The sequence below is a fragment of the Streptomyces spororaveus genome, assembly GCF_016755875.1.
GTDB lineage: Bacteria > Actinomycetota > Actinomycetes > Streptomycetales > Streptomycetaceae > Streptomyces > Streptomyces spororaveus.
Genome location: NZ_BNED01000005.1, coordinates 123182 through 144225, shown reverse-complemented (window position 1 = coordinate 144225; position 21044 = coordinate 123182). Strand labels below are relative to the sequence as shown.

Here is a 21044-nt window from a genome sequence, read left to right as displayed (position 1 = left end):
CGTGCGGCGTCGCCGCACGGCCCTGATCCGTCTGCCCGGCTCCGCCCGGTGCCACGCGCCGACCGGCCGCCGTACGGACGGGACCACGTCGGCCGTCACACGACAGAAGTCGTCCTGACGCGCCGCAGCCCCCAGACCCGTACCGCGGCCCCGATCACGGCGAGTGCGACGGTCGCGATCCCCGAGGCCGCCAGCACCTGCCGGGGCCCGAGCAGCGCGATCAGCGGTCCCCCGAGCGCGGTGCCCACCGGCCCGGCGGTCAGGAGGGCGGCGCTGCGGGCGGCGAGGACCGTGGTCAGGGAGGCGGCCGGGGTGCGTTCCTGGAAGAGGGTGTAGGACAGCGCCGTGAACGGCCCGTAGATCAGGCCGCCGAGGGTGAAACAGGCCAGGGTGACGGCCGCGGGCGCGCCGAGGCCGAAAGGTACGAGCGCCAGCCCCCAGCCCGCGACGATCCCCAGCGTGACCGGCCAGAGCGGGAACCGCTGCAGCGCGCCCGCGGCCAGGCCGCCCAGCACGGCGCCCGCTCCGAACAGCGTCCAGTACAGCCCGAGCAGACCCGCCCCGGCGTGCAGGTCGTCGGTGACGTGCAACGGGAGCGCGACCTCCGCCGGCCCGTAGAGGAAGTTGAAGAACCAGGTCAGGGCCAGGACGCCGAGGAGCTCGGGCTGTGTACGCAGCAGTCGCAGGCCGGCCGCCGACCGGTCGGCGTCGACCGGCGTGGCCGTGGTTGCCTCCTCGCCCGTCCCACCCTTCCCGTCCTGCCCGGCCGCCACGCCCCGCAGCCGCCCGACCTGGGCGGCGAGCACGGCGAAGGACAGCGCGTCGAGGCCGATGAGCCAGGCCGGAGCGATCACGGCCGCCAGGAACCCGGCGAGGGCGGGGCCGACCACGATGGAGGCCGAGACGCTGGAACTGACCAGCGCGTTGGCGGCCAGCCGCTGGTCGGGCGGAAGTATCTGCGCGAGCAGGGAGTACCTGCCCGCGTTCCCCCACGCGTGCAGGACGGACGAGCCCGCCAGCAGCGCCACGTACAGCACCGGGTGCAGCACCCCCGCGGCCCAGGCCAGCGGCACACAGCCGAGGAGCACCGCGCGGATCCGGCTGTCGGCCGCCAGCAGCCGGCCGGCGGGAAGCCGGCGCAGCCACCGCCCGAAGAGCAGGGCTCCCGCGGCCCCCGGAAGCGCGTACGCGGCGAGCGCGGCACCCAGGAGCATCCCGGACTGCCCCGGGGGAGCGATCTCGATGGCCAGCCACGCCACGGCGACCACGCTCATCCCGTCACCGAGATCGGAGGCCGCCAGCGCGGGCAGCAGCCGCCGGAAGTCGGCATGGGCGAACAGCGGCCGGTAGGCCTGGGGGAGGAGGCGAGTTGTCTGTACGCGAGTCACCAGGTCAGACTCATGGTTCAAGCGCGCTTGAAGTCAAGGGGGAGTGACGGGTGCGACAGCTCGGGATCGGTGAGCTCGCCCGGCAGGTGGGAATGCAGCCATCGGCCCTGCGCTACTACGAGAGCGTCGGCCTGCTGCCGCCCGCCGAACGGGCCGCGGGCCGGCGCGTCTACCCGGCCGGCACGGTCCGGCGGCTCGCGCTGATCAAGATGGCCCAGCGGGCCGGATTCACCCTGGCCGAGATCCGCGGTCTGCTCGACGGCGACGCCGAGCGCGGCGCGACCCGGCAGTGGCGCGCCCTGGCCGAGAGCAAGCTCCCCGAACTGGACCGGTTCATCGAGCAGACGCGGATCCTGCGGAACGCCGTCGCCGACTGCCTGGCGTGCGGTTGCATGAACTTCGAGAAGTGCGCGCTGCTCTCCGCCGACGGTCCCGGCGCCTGATCCGCGCCCGATCGTCCCTGCCCGGTCATCCGCGCCGGCTCCACGCACCCGGACCGGCCGATCGGGAAGCCCTGCGGGATGAGGCATGATCGGGGGATGTCTGATCGCATCATTGCCGCCTGTGACGGAGCGGCCAAAGGTAATCCCGGGCCGGCCGGATGGGGTTGGGTCATCGCCGACGCCCAGGGACACCCCGAGCGTTGGGAGGCCGGCCCGCTGGGGCGGGCCACCAACAACATCGGTGAGCTGACCGCCCTCCAGCGGCTGCTGGAGGCGGTGGACCCGGGGACGCCCGTCGAGGTGCGGATGGACTCCCAGTACGCGATGAAGGCCGTGACCCAGTGGCTTCCGGGCTGGAAGCGCAACGGGTGGAAGACCGCCTCCGGCCAGCCGGTCGCCAACCGTGAACTGGTCGAGGCGATCGACCGGCTGCTGGCGGGCCGGGACGTGACCTTCCAGTACGTTCCGGCGCACCGCGAGGACGGCGACCACCTGAACGCGATCGCCGACCAGGCCGCCAGCGACGCGGCGGTCCGGCAGGAGGCCGCGGGTACGGCGCTCGGCAGCCCGGACATGCCGGTACCGGATCCCGCCGCGGCCTCGCCGGTGCGCCGTAGAGCGGCCGCACCGGGGAAGCGCGCGTCCGCGGGCGCCGCGTCGGGCGGCGGCGGATCCCGGGCCATCAAGGCGAAGTTCCCCGGCAGCTGCGCCTGCGGAAAGCCCTACGCCGCCGGTGACATGATCACCAAGAACGGCAGCCGTTGGGGTCACCAGGCCTGCGGTTCGTCAGGGCCGGTGGACGCGTAGGTACTCCACCTCGTAGGACATCTGCGAGACGCCCGGCTCGGGCGCCGGGTGATAGCGGCCGGCGCACACGGACAGATTGACGATGAGGTACGCCCGCCAGTTGCGCCCGACTCCCCGGCGGTCGGCGAAGACCCGGGTGCCGTTGACCCACCACACCACCGAGCGTGACCCGAACTCGACCTTGAGGTCCACCCAGCCGCCGGGCGCGATGCCGGAGTCGCGGTGGTAGCGCGAGCCGCCCTTGACGTGGTTGGAGAGTTCGAGCAGGTCGGGGTTGTCGGGGTGGTACTCGAAGACGTCGATCTCGTTGCCGCCGTCCCGCCAGGTCCAGATCGCGGGCCACGCCCCGATCTCGGCGGGCAGCCGCACCCGGGACTCCAGTACGTCACCGGTCCGCACCATGAACCCTTCGTCGCTGCCCTCGGTGGTCAGCAGTCCCGCGCTCCACTTGCCGTCGGGGCGGCGGGTCGCGCGGAACGTGCCGGTACGGCTGTAGGAGGGGTCGGTCACCAGGTAGTCGAGTTTGTTGTCACCGGTGTTGGTGGGACCGCCGTTCGGATAGGCCCAGGACCGGCCGGCGACCCACTGGGTGGCCGACCGGAAGTCCGCGGTGAAGGCCGGGGCCCGGGCGCTCGTCGGCGTGGCCCCGGTGTCGGGGGTGCCGGTGGAGCGTCCTGTGAGCCGTCGGAGCCAAGTGAGAACCTGAGTGAGCACGAGCGGCTCCTTCCCCATGTCATGGACGCTTCTGCAGCATGCCCAGCGGTGGTGCGATACATACCGGTGGACCGGTTTGTATATGAGTCGCCTCGTCAGGTAATAATCGATAGACGGATAGACCCATTACATGTGAGGGTGGCTTCCATGGGGACCGCCTGGGTCCGGGCGGCCGACTCGAAGAACTGTGCGAGGAGTTGCACCGGTATGTGGAAGTGTGAGCGTGTCATCGGCGCCGACCTGGACGTCGAGGAGGTGCTCGGTGTCTACCGTGCGTCCACCCTCGCCGAGCGCCGTCCCGTGGACGACGTCGAGCGCTTCACCCGGATGCTGGCCGGAGCCAACCTCGTCGTCGTCGCCCGGACCGAGGACGGCCGCCTGATCGGCATCGCCCGTTCGATCACCGACGGCGCGTACTCGACCTACCTGGGCGACCTCGCCGTCGATGTCGCCCACCAGGGGCAGGGCGTGGGCCGCGAGCTCATCCGCGTCACGCGGGAAGAGGTGCCCGAGGCGAAGCTGGTCCTGCTCGCCGCGCCGGCCGCGGTCGACTACTACCCGCACGTCGGCTTCACCCGGCACGAGTCCGCCTGGACCCTGAACCGCCTGAAGTAAGAAGAGAGTGGACCTCAACATCCTTTTTCCATAAGCCAGTTACGCGCACCCACGGACGGGTACCATCCGTGCCGTGGGGGGACTGGTGGGACAGAGCAGAGGGAAGTCCGTGCTGCGCGCCTGCGGCTGCGCGGTGGCGGGCTTGTTCCTGATCGCCGGGTGCACGGCCGACGGTACGCCCAAGGGCGGTGCGGCGACCGGCACTCCGGGCGCGTCGGCCACGGCCCCGGGCACGCCGTCCGGCACGGGCGGTGCGGGCGCGGGCAGTAGCGGAGCGAGCACCCCGACCGCCGCACCCGGCACGCCCGTCCCGATCCCGATGCCCGCGCTCGACGACTCCAAGCAGCCGAAGACGGCCGCCGAGGCCCGCGCCCTGCTCGGCCGCATCATCATCGCCGAGCAGGCCCTCGGGCCCGAGTTCGTACGCAGCACCCCGTTCGAGAGCGATCCGGGCCGCTGGCCCGTGCTCGACGAGGCCTGCGTCTGGCAGACCGAGGGCCTGCCGGACGACGTGCTCGCCACGAGCACCCGCCACTTCCACATCCCCGCCGCGGACGGCCGCGGCCGCGTACGGATCAACGCCACGGTCACCGTCCACCACAACCGCGGGGAATCCGGCTGGGAGACCGCCCGCGCGATGGAAGAGGTCCTGCGCTGCCCCGACCAGAAGCTGCGTGAGGGCGAGGAGCTCAAGGGCCTTTGGGGCGGAGTCCTCTACCTCGGCGAGCAGATGAACGGCTGGACCGAGGACGCCTTCACCGAATCCGGCAAGTACATCGGCGCGCAGGACGGCGGGCCCTACTACTACACCTGGTCGCAGGCCCAGTACGGACCCGTCACCGTGGCCATCGCCGCCAGGGGAACGAAGGGCATCACCGACGAGGAACTGACCGCCTTCGTGGTCCAGGGCACCAGCCGGATGATGCTGCAGGCCAAGCAGGAGCTCGGAAAGGCGGCGGGCTGATGGAGCCGCTCCACCCCTCGGACCCCTCCCGGATCGGCGGCCACCGGCTCCTCGGACGCCTCGGCGCGGGCGGCATGGGCGTCGTCTACCTCGGCCGGACCGAAGACGGCGCGCTCGCCGCGGTCAAGGTGATCCGCGCGGAGTACGCCGAAGAGGCCGACTTCCGGGCCCGTTTCCGACGCGAGGCCGAGATCGCCGCCGAGGTGGACAGCCCCTGGGCCGTACGCATCACCGGCGCCGACCCGGACGCCCCCGAACCATGGCTCGCCACCTCCTTCGTCGCCGGGCCCTCCCTCGCCGAGGCCGTGGCGGCCCACGGCCCGCTCCCGCTGCGCGCCGTACGGATCCTCGGCAAGGCCATGGCCAAGGCCCTCGGGGTGATGCACGCGCAGGGCCTCGTACACCGGGACGTGAAGCCCGGGAACGTCCTCCTCGGGATGGACCGGCCCCGGCTCATCGACTTCGGGATCGCCCGTGGCGGCGAGCACACCGCCCTGACCTCCGCCGACGCCGTACTCGGCACCCCCGGCTTCCTCCCGCCCGAGCAGGCCGAGGGCCGCCCCGCCGAACCGGCCGGCGACGTCTTCTCGCTCGGCTGCCTCCTCGCCTACGCCGCCACCGGACGGCTGCCCTTCGGCACCGGCACCGTGGACGCGGTCCTCTACCGCACGGTCCACGACGAGCCCGACTTCGGACCCGAGGTCCTCGCCGACCCCGAACTCACCGCGTTGCTGCGCGCCTGCGTCGCCAAGCACCCCGACATCCGCCCCGGCGCGAGCGAGCTGGACGCGGCACTGACCGAGGACACCCCGGGGGAGGGCACCGACTGGCTGCCCGACCCGGTCGTCGCCACCATCGCCGAACGCGCCGCCGCGCTGCTCGCCCTGCCCGGCATCGACGAGACCGTCGCCGACCCGGACGCCGCCCCCGCACCCGGAACGGCCCCGACGGCGCCCTCCCGCAGACGGTTCCTCGCCCTCGCCTCCGGCGGCGCCGTCCTCGCGGCCGGCGGCGGCCTGGCCGCCTGGCTGGCCCTGCGCGAGCCCGGAAAGCCCGGGACACCCGCCGCGGACGCCCCGCGGCGCTGGGTCATCGGGGTGCACGCCGACCTCTCCGGCCCGCAGAAGGCCGCCGGACAGGCCCAGGAACGCGGGGTGCGCCTGGCCGTCGACGCCTTCAACTCCCGCAAGGACAAGCCCTTCACGCTCACCGTCGCCACCGCCGACGACGCCGGCCGGGCGGACCGCTCGGCGGCCGCCGCCACCGGACTCATCGCCGACCGCGACCTGTTCGCCGTGGTCGGCCCCACCGGCAACGACTCCGTGATCCCGTGCCTCGAACTCTACGGCGAGAGCTCCGTACCCCTGGTGACGGTGTCAGCCCTGGCCACCACCTTCAGCATCACCGACCGGCGCAGCTTCTTCCAGAGCTGCCCGATCGCCTCGGCACAGGCCGCCGCCGTCAACCTGCAACTCGCCGGGAAGCAGGGCGTCCGGCGGATGGGCATCCTCAGCGACCGCGGCGGGGACACCGACACCTGGCAGACGGCCCTGCTCCTGGGCCGCACCATCGCCTACTTCGCACCCGAGGCCACCTACTACGGGCGCGTCGTCCCCCGCGGGGTCCAGGACCTGTCCCCGGTGGTCGCCGACATGCTCGCGCACGGCGTCGACGGCTTCTTCTACACGGGCACCCCGGCCGGCGGAGCCAAGGTCGCCGCGTCGCTGGCCGCAGCCGGATTCCGGGGCCCCCGGGTGGCCGACTACACCATCGCCGGCGCCGAGTTCCTCACCGCGGCCGGCCCGGCGGCCGAAGCCTGGCAGTTCTTCACGCCGTACACCGGCCCGGAGGCCCCCGAGGTCGCGGAGATGACCCGCGCGCACCGGGCGGCGTACGGAACGGCCCCGGACATCTGGACGGCGGAGGCCTTCGACGCGACCCGCCTGATCATCGACCGGCTGGTCGCGGCCGCGGCGGGCGGCGCGCGCCCGACCCGTGCCGGGCTGCTGACCGCGCTCACCCAGGGCACCTTCCGCGGCCTCACCAAGGAGTACGCCTTCGACGACCGGCGGAAGGTCAAGGGCAACGTCTACTTCATGCACCAGGTGGAGGGCGGCCGGATCCGCTACGTCGGCCCGGCCGTCCAGCCCGCGGCGGGATAGTCCCCGATGCGGCCCCTCACTCCCGCCGATCCGGCCGCGATCGGCGGCAACCGGCTGCTGGGACGCCTCGGTTCGGGCGGCATGGGCACCGTGTACCTGGCCCGCTCCGCCGCGGGCACCCTGGTCGCCGTCAAGGTCATCCGCGCCGACCACGCGGCGAACCCGGACTTCCGCGCCCGGTTCCGGCGCGAGGTGGAGGCCGCCGGGCAGCTGACCGGGCGCTGGGTGGTCCCGGTCGTCGCCGCCGACCCGCAGGCGCGCGAGCCCTGGCTGGCCACGCCCTACGTCCCCGGGCCCTCCCTGGCCGAGGCCGTGGGCGGCTACGGCCCGCTGCCCGTCCGGGCGGTCCGCACCCTGGGCGCGCGGCTCGCGGAGGCGCTCGCGCAGGTGCACGCCGCCGGGCTGGTCCACCGCGACGTCAAACCGGGCAACATCCTGCTCGCCCCGGACGGGCCCCGTCTGATCGACTTCGGGATCGCACGGGCCGAGGGCGCGGTCACGCTCACCGCCGTCGACGCCGTCCTCGGCACCCCGGGATACCTGGCGCCGGAACAGGCCCGCACGGACGGCGCCGCGGCGGGCGCCCCGAGCGACGTGTTCTCCCTCGGCTGCGTCCTGGCGTACGCGGCGACCGGGCGCGGCCCCTTCGGCGGCGGGCACGCGGCCGCGGTGGTCTACCGTACGGTGCACGACGAGCCCGAACTCGCCGCACTTCCTGCGGAGTTGCTCGACACCGTACGGGCCTGCCTGGCGAAGGACCCGGCGGCCCGGCCGACCCCGCAGGCGCTGCGCGGCGTACTCGGCCACGGCCTCCCCGGCCCGGACGCCGAGGACTGGCTGCCGCCCCCGCTGCCCCGGCTCATCGCCGAACGTTCCACCAGGGCCCTGGACCTGCCCGCCCCCGAGCCGACCCGGATCGACGTGCCGGAGACGGCCGTACGGGGCCTCACGCGCAGACGGCTGCTGGCGGCCGGCGCGGGCCTGGCCGTCGTCGGCGCACCGGTCGCCTGGTTCACCACCCGCGGCCGGGCCCGCGGCACGACCGCGCCCCCGGACCGCGAACTCGCCACCCACACCCTCGCCCTGCAGGCCGACCTGACCGGATCCGGCAAGGAGACCGGCCAGGCCCACGAGCGCGGTATGAAACTCGCCGTGGAGCGGCACAACGGCCGCTCGGATGCGGCGTTCCGGCTGGCCCTGCGCGTCGCCGACGACGGCGGGGACCCCGCGCGCGCCGCCGAGCTGGTCAAGGAGCTGGCCGCCGACCCCGCGGTGCTCGCACTCACCGGCCCCACCTGGGACGCGGCCGTACCCGCGATGGCCACCGCCTGCGGCACGGCCGACCTCGCCCTGCTGCTGGTGTCCGCCGACATCACCGAGACCGCCACCTCCGAGCCGGGATGGCGCACGGTGGTCGCCACCCGCCCGGCGGGCGACCAGCTCGCCCTCCCCGTCGTCGACTACTTCAGCCGCATCGGGCCCGTCCACCGCACGGGCCTGGTGGAGGACGCCGAAGGCGGCGAGCCCGCCTATCCGCTCATCCGGGCCCTGCAGCAGTCCCCGCCGTCCCAGGGCACGGTCAGCGTCCACCGGATCCCGGCGGGCGGCACCGACTTCGCCGCCGTCGTACGCGCGCTGACCGAGGCCGGGGCGGAGGCCGTCGTCTACGCCGGCACCTCACCGCAGCGCGCGGCCCTGATGGCCCGCGCCCTGACCGAGGGCGGATTCCAGGGCCGGCGGATGGGCATCCAGCACGCCATGGAACCGGCCTTCCTCGCGGCCGCCGGACCGGCCGCCGAGGGCTGGCTGTTCAGCTCCCTCTTCACCGACCCGCTGGCCGTTCCCGCCGCCGCCGACTTCGTCGCCGCCCACCGCGCCGCGTACGGGCAGCCGCCCGCCCGCTGGGCCACCGAGGCGTACGACGCCGTGGGCCTCCTGGCCGCGACCCTGACCGGCCTGGGGGAGGAGGGGCGGGACCGGGCGGGCGTGACCCGCCGGATCTTCCGGACGAGCCACGAGGGCCTGGCCAAGCCGCTGTCCTTCGACACCAACACGCACGTGCTGAACAGGATCGGCACCGCCCACCTCTACCAGGTCGAATCGGGCGCCTTCCGGTACCTGGGCCGCTACACGGAGGTCAAGCCGGCGTCCGGACGGTGACGACGGGCGGCGACTGCGGACAGTGACTACTCGAACCGGGAGACGTCGCCCGCTCCCCGGCGCACGATCTCGACGTCACCGCCGGAGAAGTCGATGACGGTGGTCGGCTCGGTACCGCAGTCACCCGAGTCCAGTACGGCGTCCACCTCGTGGTCGAGCCGCTCCTTGATCTCCCAGCCCTGCGTCATCGGCTCGGGCTCGTCGGGCAGCAGGAGGGTGCTGGAGAGCAGCGGTTCGCCGAGCTCGGCGAGCAGGGCCTGGGTGACGACGTGGTCGGGAATCCGGACACCGACCGTCTTCTTCTTCGGGTGCAGCAGCTGGCGCGGCACCTCCGACGTCGCGGGGAGGATGAAGGTGTAACTGCCGGGGGTCGAGGCCTTGATGGCGCGGAACACGTCGTTGTCGATCTGGACGAACCGGCCCAGCTGCGCGAAGTTCTGGCACACCAGGGTGAAGTGGTGACGGTCGTCGAGGTTGCGGATCGACCGGATCCGGTTGATGCCGTCGCGGTTGCCCAGCTGGCAGCCCAGCGCGAAGCAGGAGTCCGTCGGGTACGCGACGAGCTTCCCGCCGCGGATCATGTCCACCACGCTGTCGATGGTGCGCCGCTGGGGATTCTCGGGGTGAACGTCGAAGTATTTCGCCATCCGCCGAGCCTACGCGCTCGGCGACCCGGCTCCGGTACGCCCGGACCCGGCTGCCGGGAGGCGCGGTACCGGTGCGACGATTGCGCGGATGCGCACGCTGAACGAACTGATCGACATCGACGGACCCGCCTGGCCCGAACTGAGCGAGGAGCTCGGCGCGGGAGCCGTGCCCATGGAGGTGCTGCCCGCCGATCCCGCGCTGGCCCGGGCGTCACTCCTCCAGCTGCAGGTCACGGCGCGCTCGTACCTGGGCGCGATGGTGCTGCACTGCGGCGGCCTGCTCCTGGACGACGGCTGGCTGCGGGTCCTCGGCAGCCCGGCCGCCGACCGCTCGCGGGGACTGCCCGCACTCGCCGGGGCCAACGGCTTCCCCACGGCGTTCGACCCCGGCTGGCGCCCGGATGCCGGGCTCGTGGTGGCGTACGACGCGCTGGGCGGGGTCTTCGCCCTGAACGGCGCGCGTCCCGCCGACAGCGGCCGCCCCGGAGGACCGGGCGAGATGGTCTACTTCGCCCCCGACACGCTGCGCTGGGAGGCCCTCGGGGCCGGCCACTCGGCGTGGCTCACCTGGCTGCTGTCCGGCGCCCTCGACCAGTTCTACGCCGACCTGCGCTGGCCCGGGTGGCGGGAGGAGGTCGCGGAACTGAACGGCGACCGGGGGCTGTCGCTCCACCCTCCCCTGTGGTCCGCCGAGGGCCGCCGCGACGTGGCCGCGACCAGCCGTCGGGCCGTCCCCATGGCGGAGCTGCTGGGCATCGCCCGGGAAACCGGACGGCAGTTCGACGGGGCCGACCCGGGATTCATGGGCGCGGTCTGACGGATCGGGGGACCGGCCGGGCCGGGGCCGCGGCCCGGCCCGGCCGTTCCTCGTCGACCAGGAGTTTCGCGCCCCGCCGAGCGCGTGGGCGGCCGTCGTCATGCGCCCGGCCGTACGAACGCCCGAGCCCGCCGGCCCCGGCCGAACGGCGGCCTCGGACCCCGGCGAACGTCGGGGTTGCGCCGTCCGCCGTTCCGTGCGGGGCGACCGCGGTGCGAGCCCCTGGCGCGGCCGGCGCGGACGCTCCGGACGCTGCCGGGCGGGTTCGGGGGCACGATGAGAGGAAGCCGTGCGCCTCGGCCCGCCGCAGGGGCGGGTGGCGGCGGGCGGTGCCGGGCCGACGATGCCGGAAGGAGCGTCGCCGATGGGTGCGATCGACGGGTCGGGGACCGGTGGGATCAGATCCGGCATGGCCGGGGTGTCCCCGCCGAGCGGTTTGCTGGACGTCCTGAACGTCGCGGCGGTCGTCCTCGACTCCGAAGGACGGGTCGCGCTGTGGAGCCCGCAGGCCGAGCAGTTGTTCGGCTGGACGACGGCGGAGGCACTCGGCCGCCCCGCCGCCCGGCTGCTGGCGGCCCCGGAGCACGTAGGCCTGGTCACGGAGCTGTTCGCGCGGGTCATGGGCGGCGCGGGGGACTGGGCGGGTGCCTTCCCCGTGCGGCGCAGGGACGGCACCACGCGTTTGGTGGAGTTCCGCAACATGCGGCTGCTCGACGAGCACGGAGACCGGTTCGCCCTGGGCATCGCGACCGACCGCACCCGGTTGCGCCAGCTGGAGCGGGACCTCGCCCTGTCCGCGCGCCTGGTGGCGCAGTCCCCGATCGGCCTGGCGGTCCTGGACACGGAGCTGCGGTACGTGCTCGTGAACCCCACGCTGGAGCGGATCAACGGGCTGCCCGCCGACCAGCACATCGGCCGGGGCGTCCGCGAGGCCCTGGCCTTCCTCGACGATACGGAGGCCGCCGAGTCGGCGATGCGCCAGGTCCTGGCCACCGGAAGGCCGCTGCTCGAGCAGTTCACGGCCGGCCGCACCCACGGCGGAGACCGCACCGAACACGCCTGGTCGGTGTCGTACTACCGGCTGGAAGACGCCACCGGCCGGGTCCTGGGCCTGGCCACCTCCGTAGTGGACGTCACCCAGAGTCACCAGGCGGCCATCGAGATCGCCCGCAGCCGCCGCCGGCTCGCCCTCATCGCGGACGCCACCGTGCGCATCGGCACCACCCTCGACCTCGACCAGACCGCCCGCGAGCTCGCCGACGTGGTCGTGCCCGAGCTCGCCGACATCGCCGCCGTCGACATCCTCGACTCCGTCCTCGAGGGCCGTCCGACCCTGCGGTCCTCCGCCCACGAACCCGCGGTGTTCCGGGCTCTGGCCCTCGCGGCTGCCTACCCCAGCGATGCCGTCCGCGCCGCCGACCCGCCCGGCGACATCGCGCGCTACGCCGCGGACCGGCTGGTCACCCAGTCCGTGACGACCGGCCACCCGGTCCTCGTCGCCCACGTACAGGCCCAGGACATCTCGCGCATCGCCCGCGACAGCACCGCCGCCAGCCTCCTGAGCCGCGCCGGACTGCGCTCCTACCTGGCCGTGCCGCTCATCGCCCGCGGCGAGGTCCTCGGGGCCCTCGACCTCAAACGCACCCGCAACCCGCTGCCGTTCAACGACGACGACATCGTGCTCGCCGGTGAACTCGCAGCCCGCGCCGCCGTGTGCATCGACAACGCCCGCTGGTACCGCAACGCGCACCACACCGCCCTCGCCCTCCAACACCATCTGCTGCCGCACCACCCACCGCCCACACCCGGCCTGGAGGTCGCCTACCGCTACCGGCCCGCCGCGGCCAGCAGCGAGATCGGGGGCGACTGGTTCGACGCCATCGCCGGACCGGACGACACCACCGTCCTCGTCGTCGGGGACGTCATGGGCAGCGGCATCAACGCCGCCGCCAGCATGGGCCAGCTGCGCACGGCGACCCGCACCCTCGCCGAACTCGCCCTCGACCCGCCCCAGGTGCTCCACCAGCTCGACCACACGACCGCCGCGCTGGAGGAGACCATCGCCACCTGCGTCTACGTCGTCTACGACCCGCACGCCGCCCAGTGCCGGGTCGCCCTCGCCGGACACCTGCCCCCCGTCCTCATCCGCTCCGGCCGCCTGCCCCGACTCCTCGACCTGCCCACCGGCGCACCGCTCGGCGTCGGCGGCATCCCCTTCGAGTCCACCGCCATCGCCATGGACCCCGGCGACCAACTCGTCCTCTACACCGACGGACTGGTCGAGACCCGCGACCAGCCCATCGACGAACGCCTCGACCTCCTGCTGACCCTGCTCGCCGACACCGGACGTCCACTGGAGGAGACCTGCGACCGCCTCCTGGACTCCCTGCGGCGCACGGACGACCACGACGACGTCGCCCTGGTCATCGCCCGGGCCCGGCCCCTGCCGACGGGCTCCGCCTGACCCCTGGCACGCCGCCCGCGCGCCGGAGACCGCCGACGGCGACTGTTATCGTCCGAGGTATGCCCGAGCTCATAGCCCCCACGTCCCACCTGCACGCCTCCTGGCTCGACGCACAGCGGGAATGGGGACCCGACGCCCACCTGGACGGCGGCGGGCTCGGCGCCGACGACGAAGTGGACACCCCGGAGGGCTTCGCGGCCTGGGTGGAGCGCCTGCGCCGCTACTCGGACCGCACCCTGCCCGTCGACCACGGCCGGGTCCACGCGACGTACTGGTGGATCGCCGAGGGCGACACGTACCTGGGCGCGATCGACCTGCGCCACTACCTGAACGGCTTCCTCCTCGACGCGGGCGGCCACATCGGCTACAGCGTGCGGCCCTCGGCACGCCGCCGCGGCCTGGCCACCTGGGCCCTGGCGGCCGTCCTGCACGAGGCGCGCCTCCTGGGGCTGGACCGGGTCCTGCTGACCTGCGACCCGGACAACGAGGCGTCGGCCCGCACGATCGAGGGAAACGGCGGGGTGCTGGAGGACGTCCGCGACACCCTGATCGGCCCCAAGCGGCGCTACTGGATCGACCTCCAGTAGGGGCGGGGAGGGTCCGGACGGAAAACGGACGGCGGGGCCGAGGGGCGGCTTTCGGCGAGGCCACGGGCGAGCCCCGTGTCGTTCCGTCGCCGGAGAGCCCGGACGGGTCGATAGTGGGGTGGTGAGCGACAGGCCGGAGGGACCCGGGCAGGGTGGCGGCGGGGACGGCACCGCCTGGTCCGGACGCGAAGGGGCACGGGCCTTCGCGGCGGTGGAGGCGGCCACGGACTGGCTCCTCGGCTATCCCTTCGTCTTCCGGGCCCTGGCCGACCGGATCGGCCCCGGCGAGGTCCTGGTGGACTACGGATGCGGGCCGGGCAAGGTGGCCGACGAGGCGGCCCGGCGGCTGGGAGCCCGGGTGCTCGGCGTGGACACCAGCCCTGAGATGCTGGCGCTGGCCCGCGGCTCGGCCACGGCGGTGGCGGAATTCCACCTGGTCGAGGGCGGGCGTGTGACCGGCCTGCCGGACGGCTGCGCGGACGCGGTCATGTGTAACCACGTACTGGCGTCGCTGCCGACCCAGGAGGCGGTGCTCGGCGTGTTCACCGAGATCCGCCGGCTCCTGCGGCCGGGCGCCCCGTTCGTCCTGCTGACCACCGATCCCGCCTGCGGCGGCACGGAGTACGCCTCGCTGCGGATCGGCGACCCGGGCGAGGTGTACGGGCCCGGTGACGAGCTGACCGTACGGCTGCGGCGTACGGACGGGTCCTGGCAGGAGGTACGCAACCACGCGTGGCCCGTCGGCACCCTCCCCGCCCTGCTGGAGCGCGCGGGATTCCGGGACGTCGCCCGGCGCCGGCCCACCGTCGACGAGGCACTGACCGTGGCCGACCCGGAGCTCGCGGCCGGGCGCGCGTGGTCGGCGGAACGGGCGGGACCGCCCCTCGTGGTCACGACCGCGACCGCCGCCTGACCCGACGCGAACGGTCCTCGTCCCGCCGGTTCGGTGTTACCGTCACGCCATGTCGTCCAAGGCCGAGATAGACGTGGTGACCGCCGAGTTCTTCGGCGCCTTCGACAACCGGGGCGGCAGGAGCGCCGATCTGGACCGGATCCGGCGGTTGACCCTGCCGAACGCGGTGATCACCCTCACCGGCCCGCAGTTCACCGTCTACACCGTGGACGAGTTCATCGAGCCGCGCCGCCTGCTGCTGTCCGCCGGCGGCCGCCTGGCCGAGTTCTCCGAGTGGGAGACCTCCGAACGGACCGAGATCGCGGGCGACATCGCGTCGCGATTCGGCGGGTACCGCAAGTCCGGGACCCTGGACGGCAAGCCGTTCGAGGGGGCCGGGACCAAGACCATCCAGTTCGTCCGCACCGCGCGGGGCTGGCGGATCGCGGCCTTCGCCTGGTACGACCAGCCCTGATCCGGGCCCCGTCGACAAGCCCTCGCGGCTGCACGGTCTCGTACGCCGGGACGTACGTGTGCGGGAACCGCGGGTCCCACGCGAAACCCGGCCACCCGACCACTCGCCCCGTCCGCCGATGACTGCCCGGCATGTCCTCTCAGCCCGCAAACGATCACGACCCCGGTCGGGCAACGGTGCCGCGCGGATCAACCGCGCCGGACGCCCGCGTCACTGCTGCGCGAGGTGTTTCCTGAGCAGGGCGAGCAGCGCCGCGAACGCGGGGGTCATGGCGGCGTCCGACTGCTCCAGAACCGTCACCCGACCGTCGTCCTGCACCGTGACGGTGTAGCTCATCGCGTCCCGGGCGGGTTCGGCCCGGTCCGTATCGGGCGTCGCGACGGCCGCCGTGACCAGCCGGACCAGCTCCGCCGCCGTGTCCTCGGGCAGGGTGTCCGTGTCCAGCACCCGGGGCCGGCGGCGGAGGTCGCCCACCGCCGCCAGCCCGCCGTAGGTTTCCAGGGTCACCTTCATCGCGGGCAACCTGGGGTCACCTGGTGCCCTTCATCCCGGCCAGATCCTTGGCCAGTACCGTCACCTTGTTGCTCAGTTGCCCGATCTGCCTGCTCAGGGCTTCCATGCCACCGTCCTCCCGGCCCACGCCGCCGTTCCCGTCGACGGCGAAGCTGCGGGCCCGGGCGATCCCGGTCGGCACACCGGTGATCTGGACTTCCACCTCCTGCCACGCGGCCAGCACGATCGACTGCTCGGGGCTGTCGGCCCCGAACAGTTCCCCGGCCTTCCGGAAGGTGGTGTCGGCGAAATCCTGGAACGTGTCCTCGGCGCCGGACGCCTTCAGCGATTCGTACCAGATGCTTCCGGCGGCCTCCCATGAGAATCCGCCGATGTGCTTGGCCACCAGGTAGAACGCCTTGTTCGGGATACCGGAGTTGTAGTGCACCCCGCCCCAGTCGCCCCGCCTGGTGTCGGGCAGGTGTACGAACTCGCTCATGCGGTCGGGCTGGGGGTCCTTTCCGGTCAACGGATTGTCGTAGGCGCTTCCCGGGTCCTTCATCGACCGCAGGGCGTCACCACCGATGAGCGGGGTCCATACGTCGGCCCCGATCAGCCAGTCCGCCTCATCGGCCGTCTCCTTCAGCGACCACTGCTTGACCAGCGACCCGAAGACGTCCGACATCGACTCGTTCAGGGCCCCGGCCTGCTTGTGGTATTCGAAGCCCGAAGTGAATTCGGTGACTCCGTGCCCCAACTCGTGCGCGATCACGTCGAGGGACTTGGTGAGGTCGGTGAAGTCCTGACCGTCTCCGTCCCCGAAGACCATCTGTCGTCCGTCCCAGAACGCATTGGCGTACTTGATGCTGTAGTGGACGTATCCGTCCAGGCGCATCCCCCGATCGTCGACGGAATTGCGCTGGAACGCTTCCTTGAAGAAATCGCGTGTCAGGCCGAGCGCGTCGAACGCCCGGTTGACGGACGCGTCCTCCGACGCCGGCCCGTCCTCCGGCCTGGCCAGCTCGGCACTGGGGAGGAATTCCGACTGCCTGCAGTCGAAGATGGTGCGCCGCCCGTTCCCGGGCGCGGCCGCGCCGGAGAAGGCTGCTCGGACCGATCGCTCACCGCGCAGGCGAGCCGTGGTCAGCAGGGTGTCCAGGGCGGCCTTGCGTACGTCACCGTCCTCGCTCTCAAGGAGCTTGTCGAGGATGTACGGGGGGATGATGCAGTTGATCGGGTGGGTCCTGCTCATGGGGCACCTCCTGAGTGAGAGGACCGACGGTTGCGCATTCAATTTGACGTCATTGGACTTCGAGGTCGACAATTCAGGGACCGGAGTTGCCGGGACGCCCGACGGGTCCCCGGCCACGCAAAAGCCGCCGACATGGAATCCGACCGCCAAGGCGCGGACAGGTTCTCGAAGTTCAATTCGGCCGATGACGAGCGTGGCAGCAGCGAATGAAGCGCCGGAGCCGCTCAGCCGCGTGTCCGGCGAGGGCCACGCTGGTATTTCCAGTCTCCTGCTGTCCGTAGCGGCTCGCAAACGCGACGCGAGCGCGCCGGTACGAGACCGCCGGGACGAGGCCGCCGGGACGAGGCCGCCGGAACCGGTTGCCGGACCGCGGCGGTTCAGTGTTCGCCGGGGGGACGCTCGTCCTGGAGCCGGTCGCGCTGCAACTGGTGGGCGAGCGTGCGGCGTACCGACGCCGAGAACGGAGCCGCCGTGCCGGTGCCGGCCGCCGCCTTCGGCGGGACGTCGAGACCGCGGCTGATCTGGTCGTACGCGGCCCGGAAGCCCGGTGGCAGCTCCGCGCGACGGAGCGTCAGGTCCTCTTCGAGCAGGCGTCGCAGCTCGTCGACGGTCCGCGGCGTGAAGCGCTTGCGGCCACGGCCGAGTGCGTCGACGCAGCGGGTGCAGCGCGCGGTGTCGAGGGTCTCGGAGACCGCCTCCGCGAGCCCCCACAGGCGCCCTTCGAGCCACGGGGTGTCGTACTGGTCGAGGGTGAGCCCCATCGGCGGTGCGGGGTCGTCGAGCGCGTACTTCGCCACCTGCTTGGACACGGCCGGCTGACTCATGTCGGCGATCCGGGCGATCGTGTCCTGGGTCCAGCCGAAGCCGGCGAACAGCTTGATCATCTCCGCGCGCAGCTTCCGCATCTCCTCGCCCGCGCGGATGACCTCGTTCATACCGGCGAGCATCCGCACGGCCTGTTCCTCGGTCAGCGTGCCGGTCGTCCGCCGCGCACTCTCTCGGTCTGCCACCCCTCGGTTATACACCGGGGCGCGCCCTCCGTCATAACCTGGTTGTACAACCAGGTTATGACTGGCAGGATCCCGGCATGCCCACCTTCACCGCACCTGACGGAACCCGGCTCGCCTACCGCGTCCACGGCAGCGGCGACCCGGTCCTCTGCGTCCCCGGAGGCCCGGCGGACTCCCGCTACCTCGGCGACCTCGGCGGCCTGTCCGCACACCACCGGCTGATCTTCCTGGACCTGCGCGGCACCGGCCGGTCCGCGGTTCCCGAGGACACCTCCTCCTACCGCTGCGACCGCCTCGTCGAGGACGTCGAGGCCCTGCGCGAACACCTCGGCCTCGCCGAGGCGGACCTGCTGGCCCACTCGGCCGGCGCGAACCTCGCCACGCGGTACGTGGCCCGGTACCCGCACCGGGTCCGCAGGCTCGCCCTGATCACACCCGGCACCCGGGCCGTCGGCGTGGTCGTCACGGCGGAGTGCCGGCGGGAGCTCGCGCGGCTGCGGAAGGACGAGCCGTGGTTCCCGGAGGCGTTCGCGGCGCTGGAGGAGATCACCGGGGGCACCGGCAGCGACTGGGATGCCATCAGTCCCTTCTTCCATGGCCGGTGGGACGCCGCGGCCCGCCGTCACCAGGCGGCGGCCCGCCCGGACAACGCGGAAGCCGTCACCCTCTTCGCGGCCGACGGTGCCTTCGACCCGCAGGCCACGCGCGCGGCGATCGGCGGCTGCGGGAGCCCCGTGCTGCTGCTCGCGGGGGAGTTCGACCTGAACAGTCCCCCTCGGTCGACGGCCGAGTTCGCCGAACTGTTCCCGGACGCCACGTTCGTCGTACAGCGGGGCGCGGGCCACTACCCCTGGCTCGACGACGCCGACCGGTTCGTGGCGACCACCGCCGCATTCCTGGCGTAGCGACCCCTGCGGAACCCGCTCCCGGGCAGGGCGACGGCCCCGGCCGGATTCCCCCCGGCCGGGGCCGCCATCGGTCAGGCGCGTCCTCCGCGCACCGACACGATCACCAGAGCACGGGCAGGCGCTCCGGGATGCGCTTCATGAAGCGGGTACGCCACACCAGCTGGTCGACGGGCACGGCGAGGGCGAGCTGGGGCATCTTCTCCAGCAGCACCTCGATGGCGATCTCCGTGTGCCGCTTGCCGAGCGCGGTGGCCGGGCAGTAGTGCTGTCCGCCGCCGAAGGAGAGGTGCGTGCCGGCGTTCGGCCGGTCGATGTCCGCGACGTGGGGGTCGGGGTACACGTCCGGGTCGGTGTTGGCGGCCTCGACCAGGACGAGCATGAGATCGCCCTTCTTCACCTCGACGTCGCCGAGGGTGACGTCCTCCAGGGCGAGCCGGGGCAGGCCGTCGGCGATCGACAGGTTGATGCGCAGGAGCTCGTCCACGGCGGCCGGGATCTTCTCCGGCTCGTTGCGCAACCGCTCCCACATCTCGGGGTGCTGGAGGAGCGAGAAGATCGCCATGGTCAGGAAGCCCATGGTGGAGATGACCCCCGCGCCGAAGAGCGTGACGCCCACGGTGGCGAGCATCTCGTCCGTCAGGTGGTCGTAGTCGGGGTCGTTGCGCAGGGCGGCGAGCTCCGCGATGAGACCGGTGGTGGTGGGGTCGTCGAGGCGTTCCACCATGTAGGCGATGTCACGGTCCCAGTTGAGCTTGGCGCCGGTGACCGGGCAGGCCGAGTTCATGAACGCGATGTCGAGGCTGGCCGCCAGGCGCGGCGCGTCGGACTCGGGAATGCCGAGGATGCGGCAGTGCAGGTTCTCGGCGTACGGGTTGGTGAACTGGCCCCGCAGGTCGACCGGCGCCCCGTGGCTCAGGAGGCTGTCGACCAGGGTGGTGGCCTGGGCGCGCATCCAGTCGGTGAGCCCGTCGGTCTTCGGGTTGATCGCCTTGAGGACGGCCTTGCGCAGTCCCGCGCCGGTGATGTTGCCCATGTTGTTGACGACCTCGGGCGGGATCGTCAGCGCGTACTGACGGGGCACCCCGGGGGCGGAGGTGTCCTTCAGGCTGAACCGGGGGTCCTCAAGGACCTGCTTGGCCAGCGGATAGGAGGAGACGAGCCAGGCCTCGTCCCCGGCTATGGTGCGGACCCGCTTCACCGGTTCGCCGCGCAGCTCCTCGATCTCCGGCGGGAGCTGGTCGCCGCGTGCGGAGAAGGGGAAGTCGAGCAGGGTGTCAGTGGGCATCGGGAGCTCCTTCGGCGGGGGTGATGATGGCGTGACCCTGGTTGCGCGAGGCGCGCAGGCCCGAGCCGCGTGAGTAGAGCAGTTCCGCCATGGGCAGGAGCTGGTGGTAGCAGTTGAGGGAGGACGGCACGCCGAGGATGGCCGGCGTGTCGAGGAAGAGCGGCATCTCGGCGCAGACGTACTCCAGGCACACGTCCCGCTGCCGGGTGGTGGCGGCCTTCCCGTTCAGGACCTTCGACGAGAGGAACGCGTCGACCAGCTTGTTGCTGGTCTTGCGGAACTCCGGGTCGGTGTCCAGCAGGTTGGTCAGGTGGCTGTGGAGCGCCCGGTAGGCCGGGATGTCGGTGAGGGACGACATCGGGCGGGCGCGGAGCCGGGCGCCGGTGGGGTCGGCTTCCGCGGCGGCGTTGTTCACCTTGGCGCGGACGCCGCGCAGGTTCTTCACCGCCTTCCGCCGTGCTTCGTCCTCGCCGTAGCCGAGAGCCTCGTACATCTCGGCCACGTGCATGTCGGTGTAGATGAGGTCGACCTGCTCGAAGTTGCGCAGGCCCCAGTGGGCAAGGTCATTGACACGTTGGGCCGAAAAATAACTGTTCCCCGGGGAAATACCTATGACGGCATGATCGCCTTCGGTGCTGATCACCTGGCAATGCGGGGTGTACGGCCGGACTGTGAAGACTTCGGTTGCTGTCGTCAACAGGGGTCGGGTCCTTTGTGCCGCTAGTCCCATGGGGCCCTGTGCCCCGGGTGTGGCGGCGACGTGAGGGAAAGCTACCCGAACTGAGAGCTACCTTCCATGTCTTCTGGGTAGTAACTCATCTGTCGGACAACACGGTTGACCCGGGCATCTTTCGAGCGAGGCCGATTCGGCTCTGTCGGCGGCTTGTCGACCGCGTTTCACCTGCTGTTGTCGGAACGGTCACCGGAATGGAATCGGTCGGCCGACCGGAATTTCTCCCCGC

20 protein-coding genes are annotated in these 21044 nt (G+C 72.6%); 12 read left to right on the top strand and 8 right to left on the bottom strand.

Translation table 11 applies throughout. The features are described 5' to 3' along the window. Positions 1 to 95: 95 nt before the first annotated feature. The gene (locus Sspor_RS03235; RefSeq protein ID WP_202197656.1) at positions 96 to 1388 is read right to left on the bottom strand and encodes an MFS transporter; all 1293 of its coding nucleotides are present in this window, start codon (positions 1386 to 1388) and stop codon (positions 96 to 98) included. 50 nt (positions 1389 to 1438) lie between these two features. Between Sspor_RS03235 and Sspor_RS03230 the strand changes: the two genes are divergently transcribed. Together Sspor_RS03230 and Sspor_RS03225 are read left to right on the top strand one after the other, a co-directional pair. Beyond that, positions 1439 to 1831: a MerR family transcriptional regulator gene (locus Sspor_RS03230; protein WP_202197655.1), complete on the top strand. Its 393-nt coding sequence runs from the start codon at positions 1439 to 1441 to the stop codon at positions 1829 to 1831. Positions 1832 to 1927: 96 nt separating this feature from the next. Beyond that, complete coding sequence (locus tag Sspor_RS03225) at positions 1928 to 2638, top strand: ribonuclease H family protein (RefSeq protein WP_202197654.1); 711 nt, start codon at positions 1928 to 1930, stop codon at positions 2636 to 2638. Here Sspor_RS03225 and Sspor_RS03220 read toward each other — a convergent pair. Next, positions 2618 to 3352: a LamG domain-containing protein gene (locus tag Sspor_RS03220; RefSeq protein ID WP_237403637.1), complete on the bottom strand. Its 735-nt coding sequence runs from the start codon at positions 3350 to 3352 to the stop codon at positions 2618 to 2620. The genes Sspor_RS03225 and Sspor_RS03220 overlap by 21 nt on opposite strands. A 207-nt stretch (positions 3353 to 3559) precedes the next feature. Between Sspor_RS03220 and Sspor_RS03215 the strand changes: the two genes are divergently transcribed. The 4 genes from Sspor_RS03215 (at position 3560) to Sspor_RS03200 (ending at position 9253) form a co-directional block, all read left to right on the top strand. Then, positions 3560 to 3967 (top strand): GNAT family N-acetyltransferase, encoded by a 408-nt coding sequence (locus Sspor_RS03215; RefSeq protein WP_202197652.1) that lies wholly within the window; start codon positions 3560 to 3562, stop codon positions 3965 to 3967. Positions 3968 to 4040: 73 nt separating this feature from the next. Continuing rightward, positions 4041 to 4931 (top strand): hypothetical protein, encoded by an 891-nt coding sequence (locus Sspor_RS03210; RefSeq protein WP_202197651.1) that lies wholly within the window; start codon positions 4041 to 4043, stop codon positions 4929 to 4931. Next, the gene (locus Sspor_RS03205) at positions 4931 to 7093 is read left to right on the top strand and encodes a bifunctional serine/threonine-protein kinase/ABC transporter substrate-binding protein (RefSeq protein WP_202197650.1); all 2163 of its coding nucleotides are present in this window, start codon (positions 4931 to 4933) and stop codon (positions 7091 to 7093) included. The genes Sspor_RS03210 and Sspor_RS03205 overlap by 1 nt, the downstream gene beginning before the upstream one ends. Positions 7094 to 7099: 6 nt before the next feature. Next, positions 7100 to 9253 carry a bifunctional serine/threonine-protein kinase/ABC transporter substrate-binding protein gene (locus tag Sspor_RS03200; RefSeq protein ID WP_202197649.1) on the top strand — a complete coding sequence of 718 codons (2154 nt, stop codon included), beginning with the start codon at positions 7100 to 7102 and terminating at the stop codon, positions 9251 to 9253. 26 nt (positions 9254 to 9279) lie between these two features. On the opposite strand, the gene Sspor_RS03195 is transcribed toward Sspor_RS03200, so the two are convergent. Then, a complete protein-coding gene (locus tag Sspor_RS03195; RefSeq protein ID WP_202197648.1) occupies positions 9280 to 9900 on the bottom strand; it encodes an L-threonylcarbamoyladenylate synthase in 621 nt (206 codons plus the stop codon). Positions 9901 to 9988: 88 nt separating this feature from the next. Here Sspor_RS03195 and Sspor_RS03190 point away from each other — a divergent pair, with 88 nt between their 5' ends. From Sspor_RS03190 to Sspor_RS03170, 5 genes are all read left to right on the top strand, one after another. Continuing rightward, the gene (locus tag Sspor_RS03190; protein WP_202197647.1) at positions 9989 to 10717 is read left to right on the top strand and encodes a DUF2625 domain-containing protein; all 729 of its coding nucleotides are present in this window, start codon (positions 9989 to 9991) and stop codon (positions 10715 to 10717) included. 364 nt (positions 10718 to 11081) lie between these two features. Further along, positions 11082 to 13181: a SpoIIE family protein phosphatase gene (locus Sspor_RS03185; protein ID WP_202197646.1), complete on the top strand. Its 2100-nt coding sequence runs from the start codon at positions 11082 to 11084 to the stop codon at positions 13179 to 13181. Positions 13182 to 13240: 59 nt separating this feature from the next. Next, positions 13241 to 13768, top strand: a complete 528-nt coding sequence (locus Sspor_RS03180) for a GNAT family N-acetyltransferase (RefSeq protein ID WP_202197645.1) — start codon at positions 13241 to 13243, stop codon at positions 13766 to 13768. A gap of 121 nt (positions 13769 to 13889) precedes the next feature. Then, a complete protein-coding gene (locus tag Sspor_RS03175) occupies positions 13890 to 14681 on the top strand; it encodes a class I SAM-dependent methyltransferase (RefSeq protein ID WP_237403636.1) in 792 nt (263 codons plus the stop codon). Between the two features lie 49 nt (positions 14682 to 14730). Then, positions 14731 to 15135 (top strand): Cif family virulence factor, encoded by a 405-nt coding sequence (locus Sspor_RS03170; RefSeq protein ID WP_202197644.1) that lies wholly within the window; start codon positions 14731 to 14733, stop codon positions 15133 to 15135. 210 nt (positions 15136 to 15345) lie between these two features. On the opposite strand, the gene Sspor_RS03165 is transcribed toward Sspor_RS03170, so the two are convergent. The 3 genes from Sspor_RS03165 to Sspor_RS03155 all read right to left on the bottom strand — a co-directional run bounded on the left by Sspor_RS03165 (position 15346) and on the right by Sspor_RS03155 (position 17889). After that, a complete protein-coding gene (locus Sspor_RS03165) occupies positions 15346 to 15648 on the bottom strand; it encodes a protealysin inhibitor emfourin (RefSeq protein ID WP_202197643.1) in 303 nt (100 codons plus the stop codon). A gap of 16 nt (positions 15649 to 15664) precedes the next feature. Further along, positions 15665 to 16879, bottom strand: a complete 1215-nt coding sequence (locus tag Sspor_RS03160) for a M4 family metallopeptidase (RefSeq protein WP_202197642.1) — start codon at positions 16877 to 16879, stop codon at positions 15665 to 15667. Between the two features lie 377 nt (positions 16880 to 17256). Continuing rightward, positions 17257 to 17889: a sigma-70 family RNA polymerase sigma factor gene (locus tag Sspor_RS03155; protein WP_237403635.1), complete on the bottom strand. Its 633-nt coding sequence runs from the start codon at positions 17887 to 17889 to the stop codon at positions 17257 to 17259. 77 nt (positions 17890 to 17966) lie between these two features. On the opposite strand from Sspor_RS03155, the gene Sspor_RS03150 reads away from it, so the two are divergent. Next, positions 17967 to 18794 carry an alpha/beta fold hydrolase gene (locus Sspor_RS03150; RefSeq protein ID WP_202197640.1) on the top strand — a complete coding sequence of 276 codons (828 nt, stop codon included), beginning with the start codon at positions 17967 to 17969 and terminating at the stop codon, positions 18792 to 18794. 103 nt (positions 18795 to 18897) lie between these two features. On the opposite strand, the gene Sspor_RS03145 is transcribed toward Sspor_RS03150, so the two are convergent. Together Sspor_RS03145 and Sspor_RS03140 are read right to left on the bottom strand one after the other, a co-directional pair. Then, positions 18898 to 20082 (bottom strand): cytochrome P450, encoded by a 1185-nt coding sequence (locus Sspor_RS03145; protein WP_202197639.1) that lies wholly within the window; start codon positions 20080 to 20082, stop codon positions 18898 to 18900. Then, a complete protein-coding gene (locus tag Sspor_RS03140) occupies positions 20072 to 20812 on the bottom strand; it encodes a cyclodityrosine synthase (RefSeq protein ID WP_202197638.1) in 741 nt (246 codons plus the stop codon). The genes Sspor_RS03145 and Sspor_RS03140 overlap by 11 nt, the downstream gene beginning before the upstream one ends. Positions 20813 to 21044: the final 232 nt, after the last annotated feature.

Excerpts from the sequence above, each read along its gene's own strand:
- Sspor_RS03225 (WP_202197654.1), top strand. The coding sequence starts at position 1,928 with ATGTCTGATCGCATCATTGCCGCCTGTGACGGAGCGGCCAAAGGTAAT.
- Sspor_RS03215 (WP_202197652.1), top strand. The coding sequence starts at position 3,560 with ATGTGGAAGTGTGAGCGTGTCATCGGCGCCGACCTGGACGTCGAGGAG.
- Sspor_RS03205 (WP_202197650.1), top strand. The coding sequence starts at position 4,931 with ATGGAGCCGCTCCACCCCTCGGACCCCTCCCGGATCGGCGGCCACCGG.
- Sspor_RS03200 (WP_202197649.1), top strand. The coding sequence starts at position 7,100 with ATGCGGCCCCTCACTCCCGCCGATCCGGCCGCGATCGGCGGCAACCGG.
- Sspor_RS03195 (WP_202197648.1), bottom strand. The coding sequence starts at position 9,900 with ATGGCGAAATACTTCGACGTTCACCCCGAGAATCCCCAGCGGCGCACC.
- Sspor_RS03190 (WP_202197647.1), top strand. The coding sequence starts at position 9,989 with ATGCGCACGCTGAACGAACTGATCGACATCGACGGACCCGCCTGGCCC.
- Sspor_RS03185 (WP_202197646.1), top strand. The coding sequence starts at position 11,082 with ATGGGTGCGATCGACGGGTCGGGGACCGGTGGGATCAGATCCGGCATG.
- Sspor_RS03180 (WP_202197645.1), top strand. The coding sequence starts at position 13,241 with ATGCCCGAGCTCATAGCCCCCACGTCCCACCTGCACGCCTCCTGGCTC.
- Sspor_RS03170 (WP_202197644.1), top strand. The coding sequence starts at position 14,731 with ATGTCGTCCAAGGCCGAGATAGACGTGGTGACCGCCGAGTTCTTCGGC.
- Sspor_RS03165 (WP_202197643.1), bottom strand. The coding sequence starts at position 15,648 with ATGAAGGTGACCCTGGAAACCTACGGCGGGCTGGCGGCGGTGGGCGAC.
- Sspor_RS03160 (WP_202197642.1), bottom strand. The coding sequence starts at position 16,879 with ATGAGCAGGACCCACCCGATCAACTGCATCATCCCCCCGTACATCCTC.
- Sspor_RS03150 (WP_202197640.1), top strand. The coding sequence starts at position 17,967 with ATGCCCACCTTCACCGCACCTGACGGAACCCGGCTCGCCTACCGCGTC.
- Sspor_RS03145 (WP_202197639.1), bottom strand. The coding sequence starts at position 20,082 with ATGCCCACTGACACCCTGCTCGACTTCCCCTTCTCCGCACGCGGCGAC.
- Sspor_RS03140 (WP_202197638.1), bottom strand. The coding sequence starts at position 20,812 with ATGGGACTAGCGGCACAAAGGACCCGACCCCTGTTGACGACAGCAACC.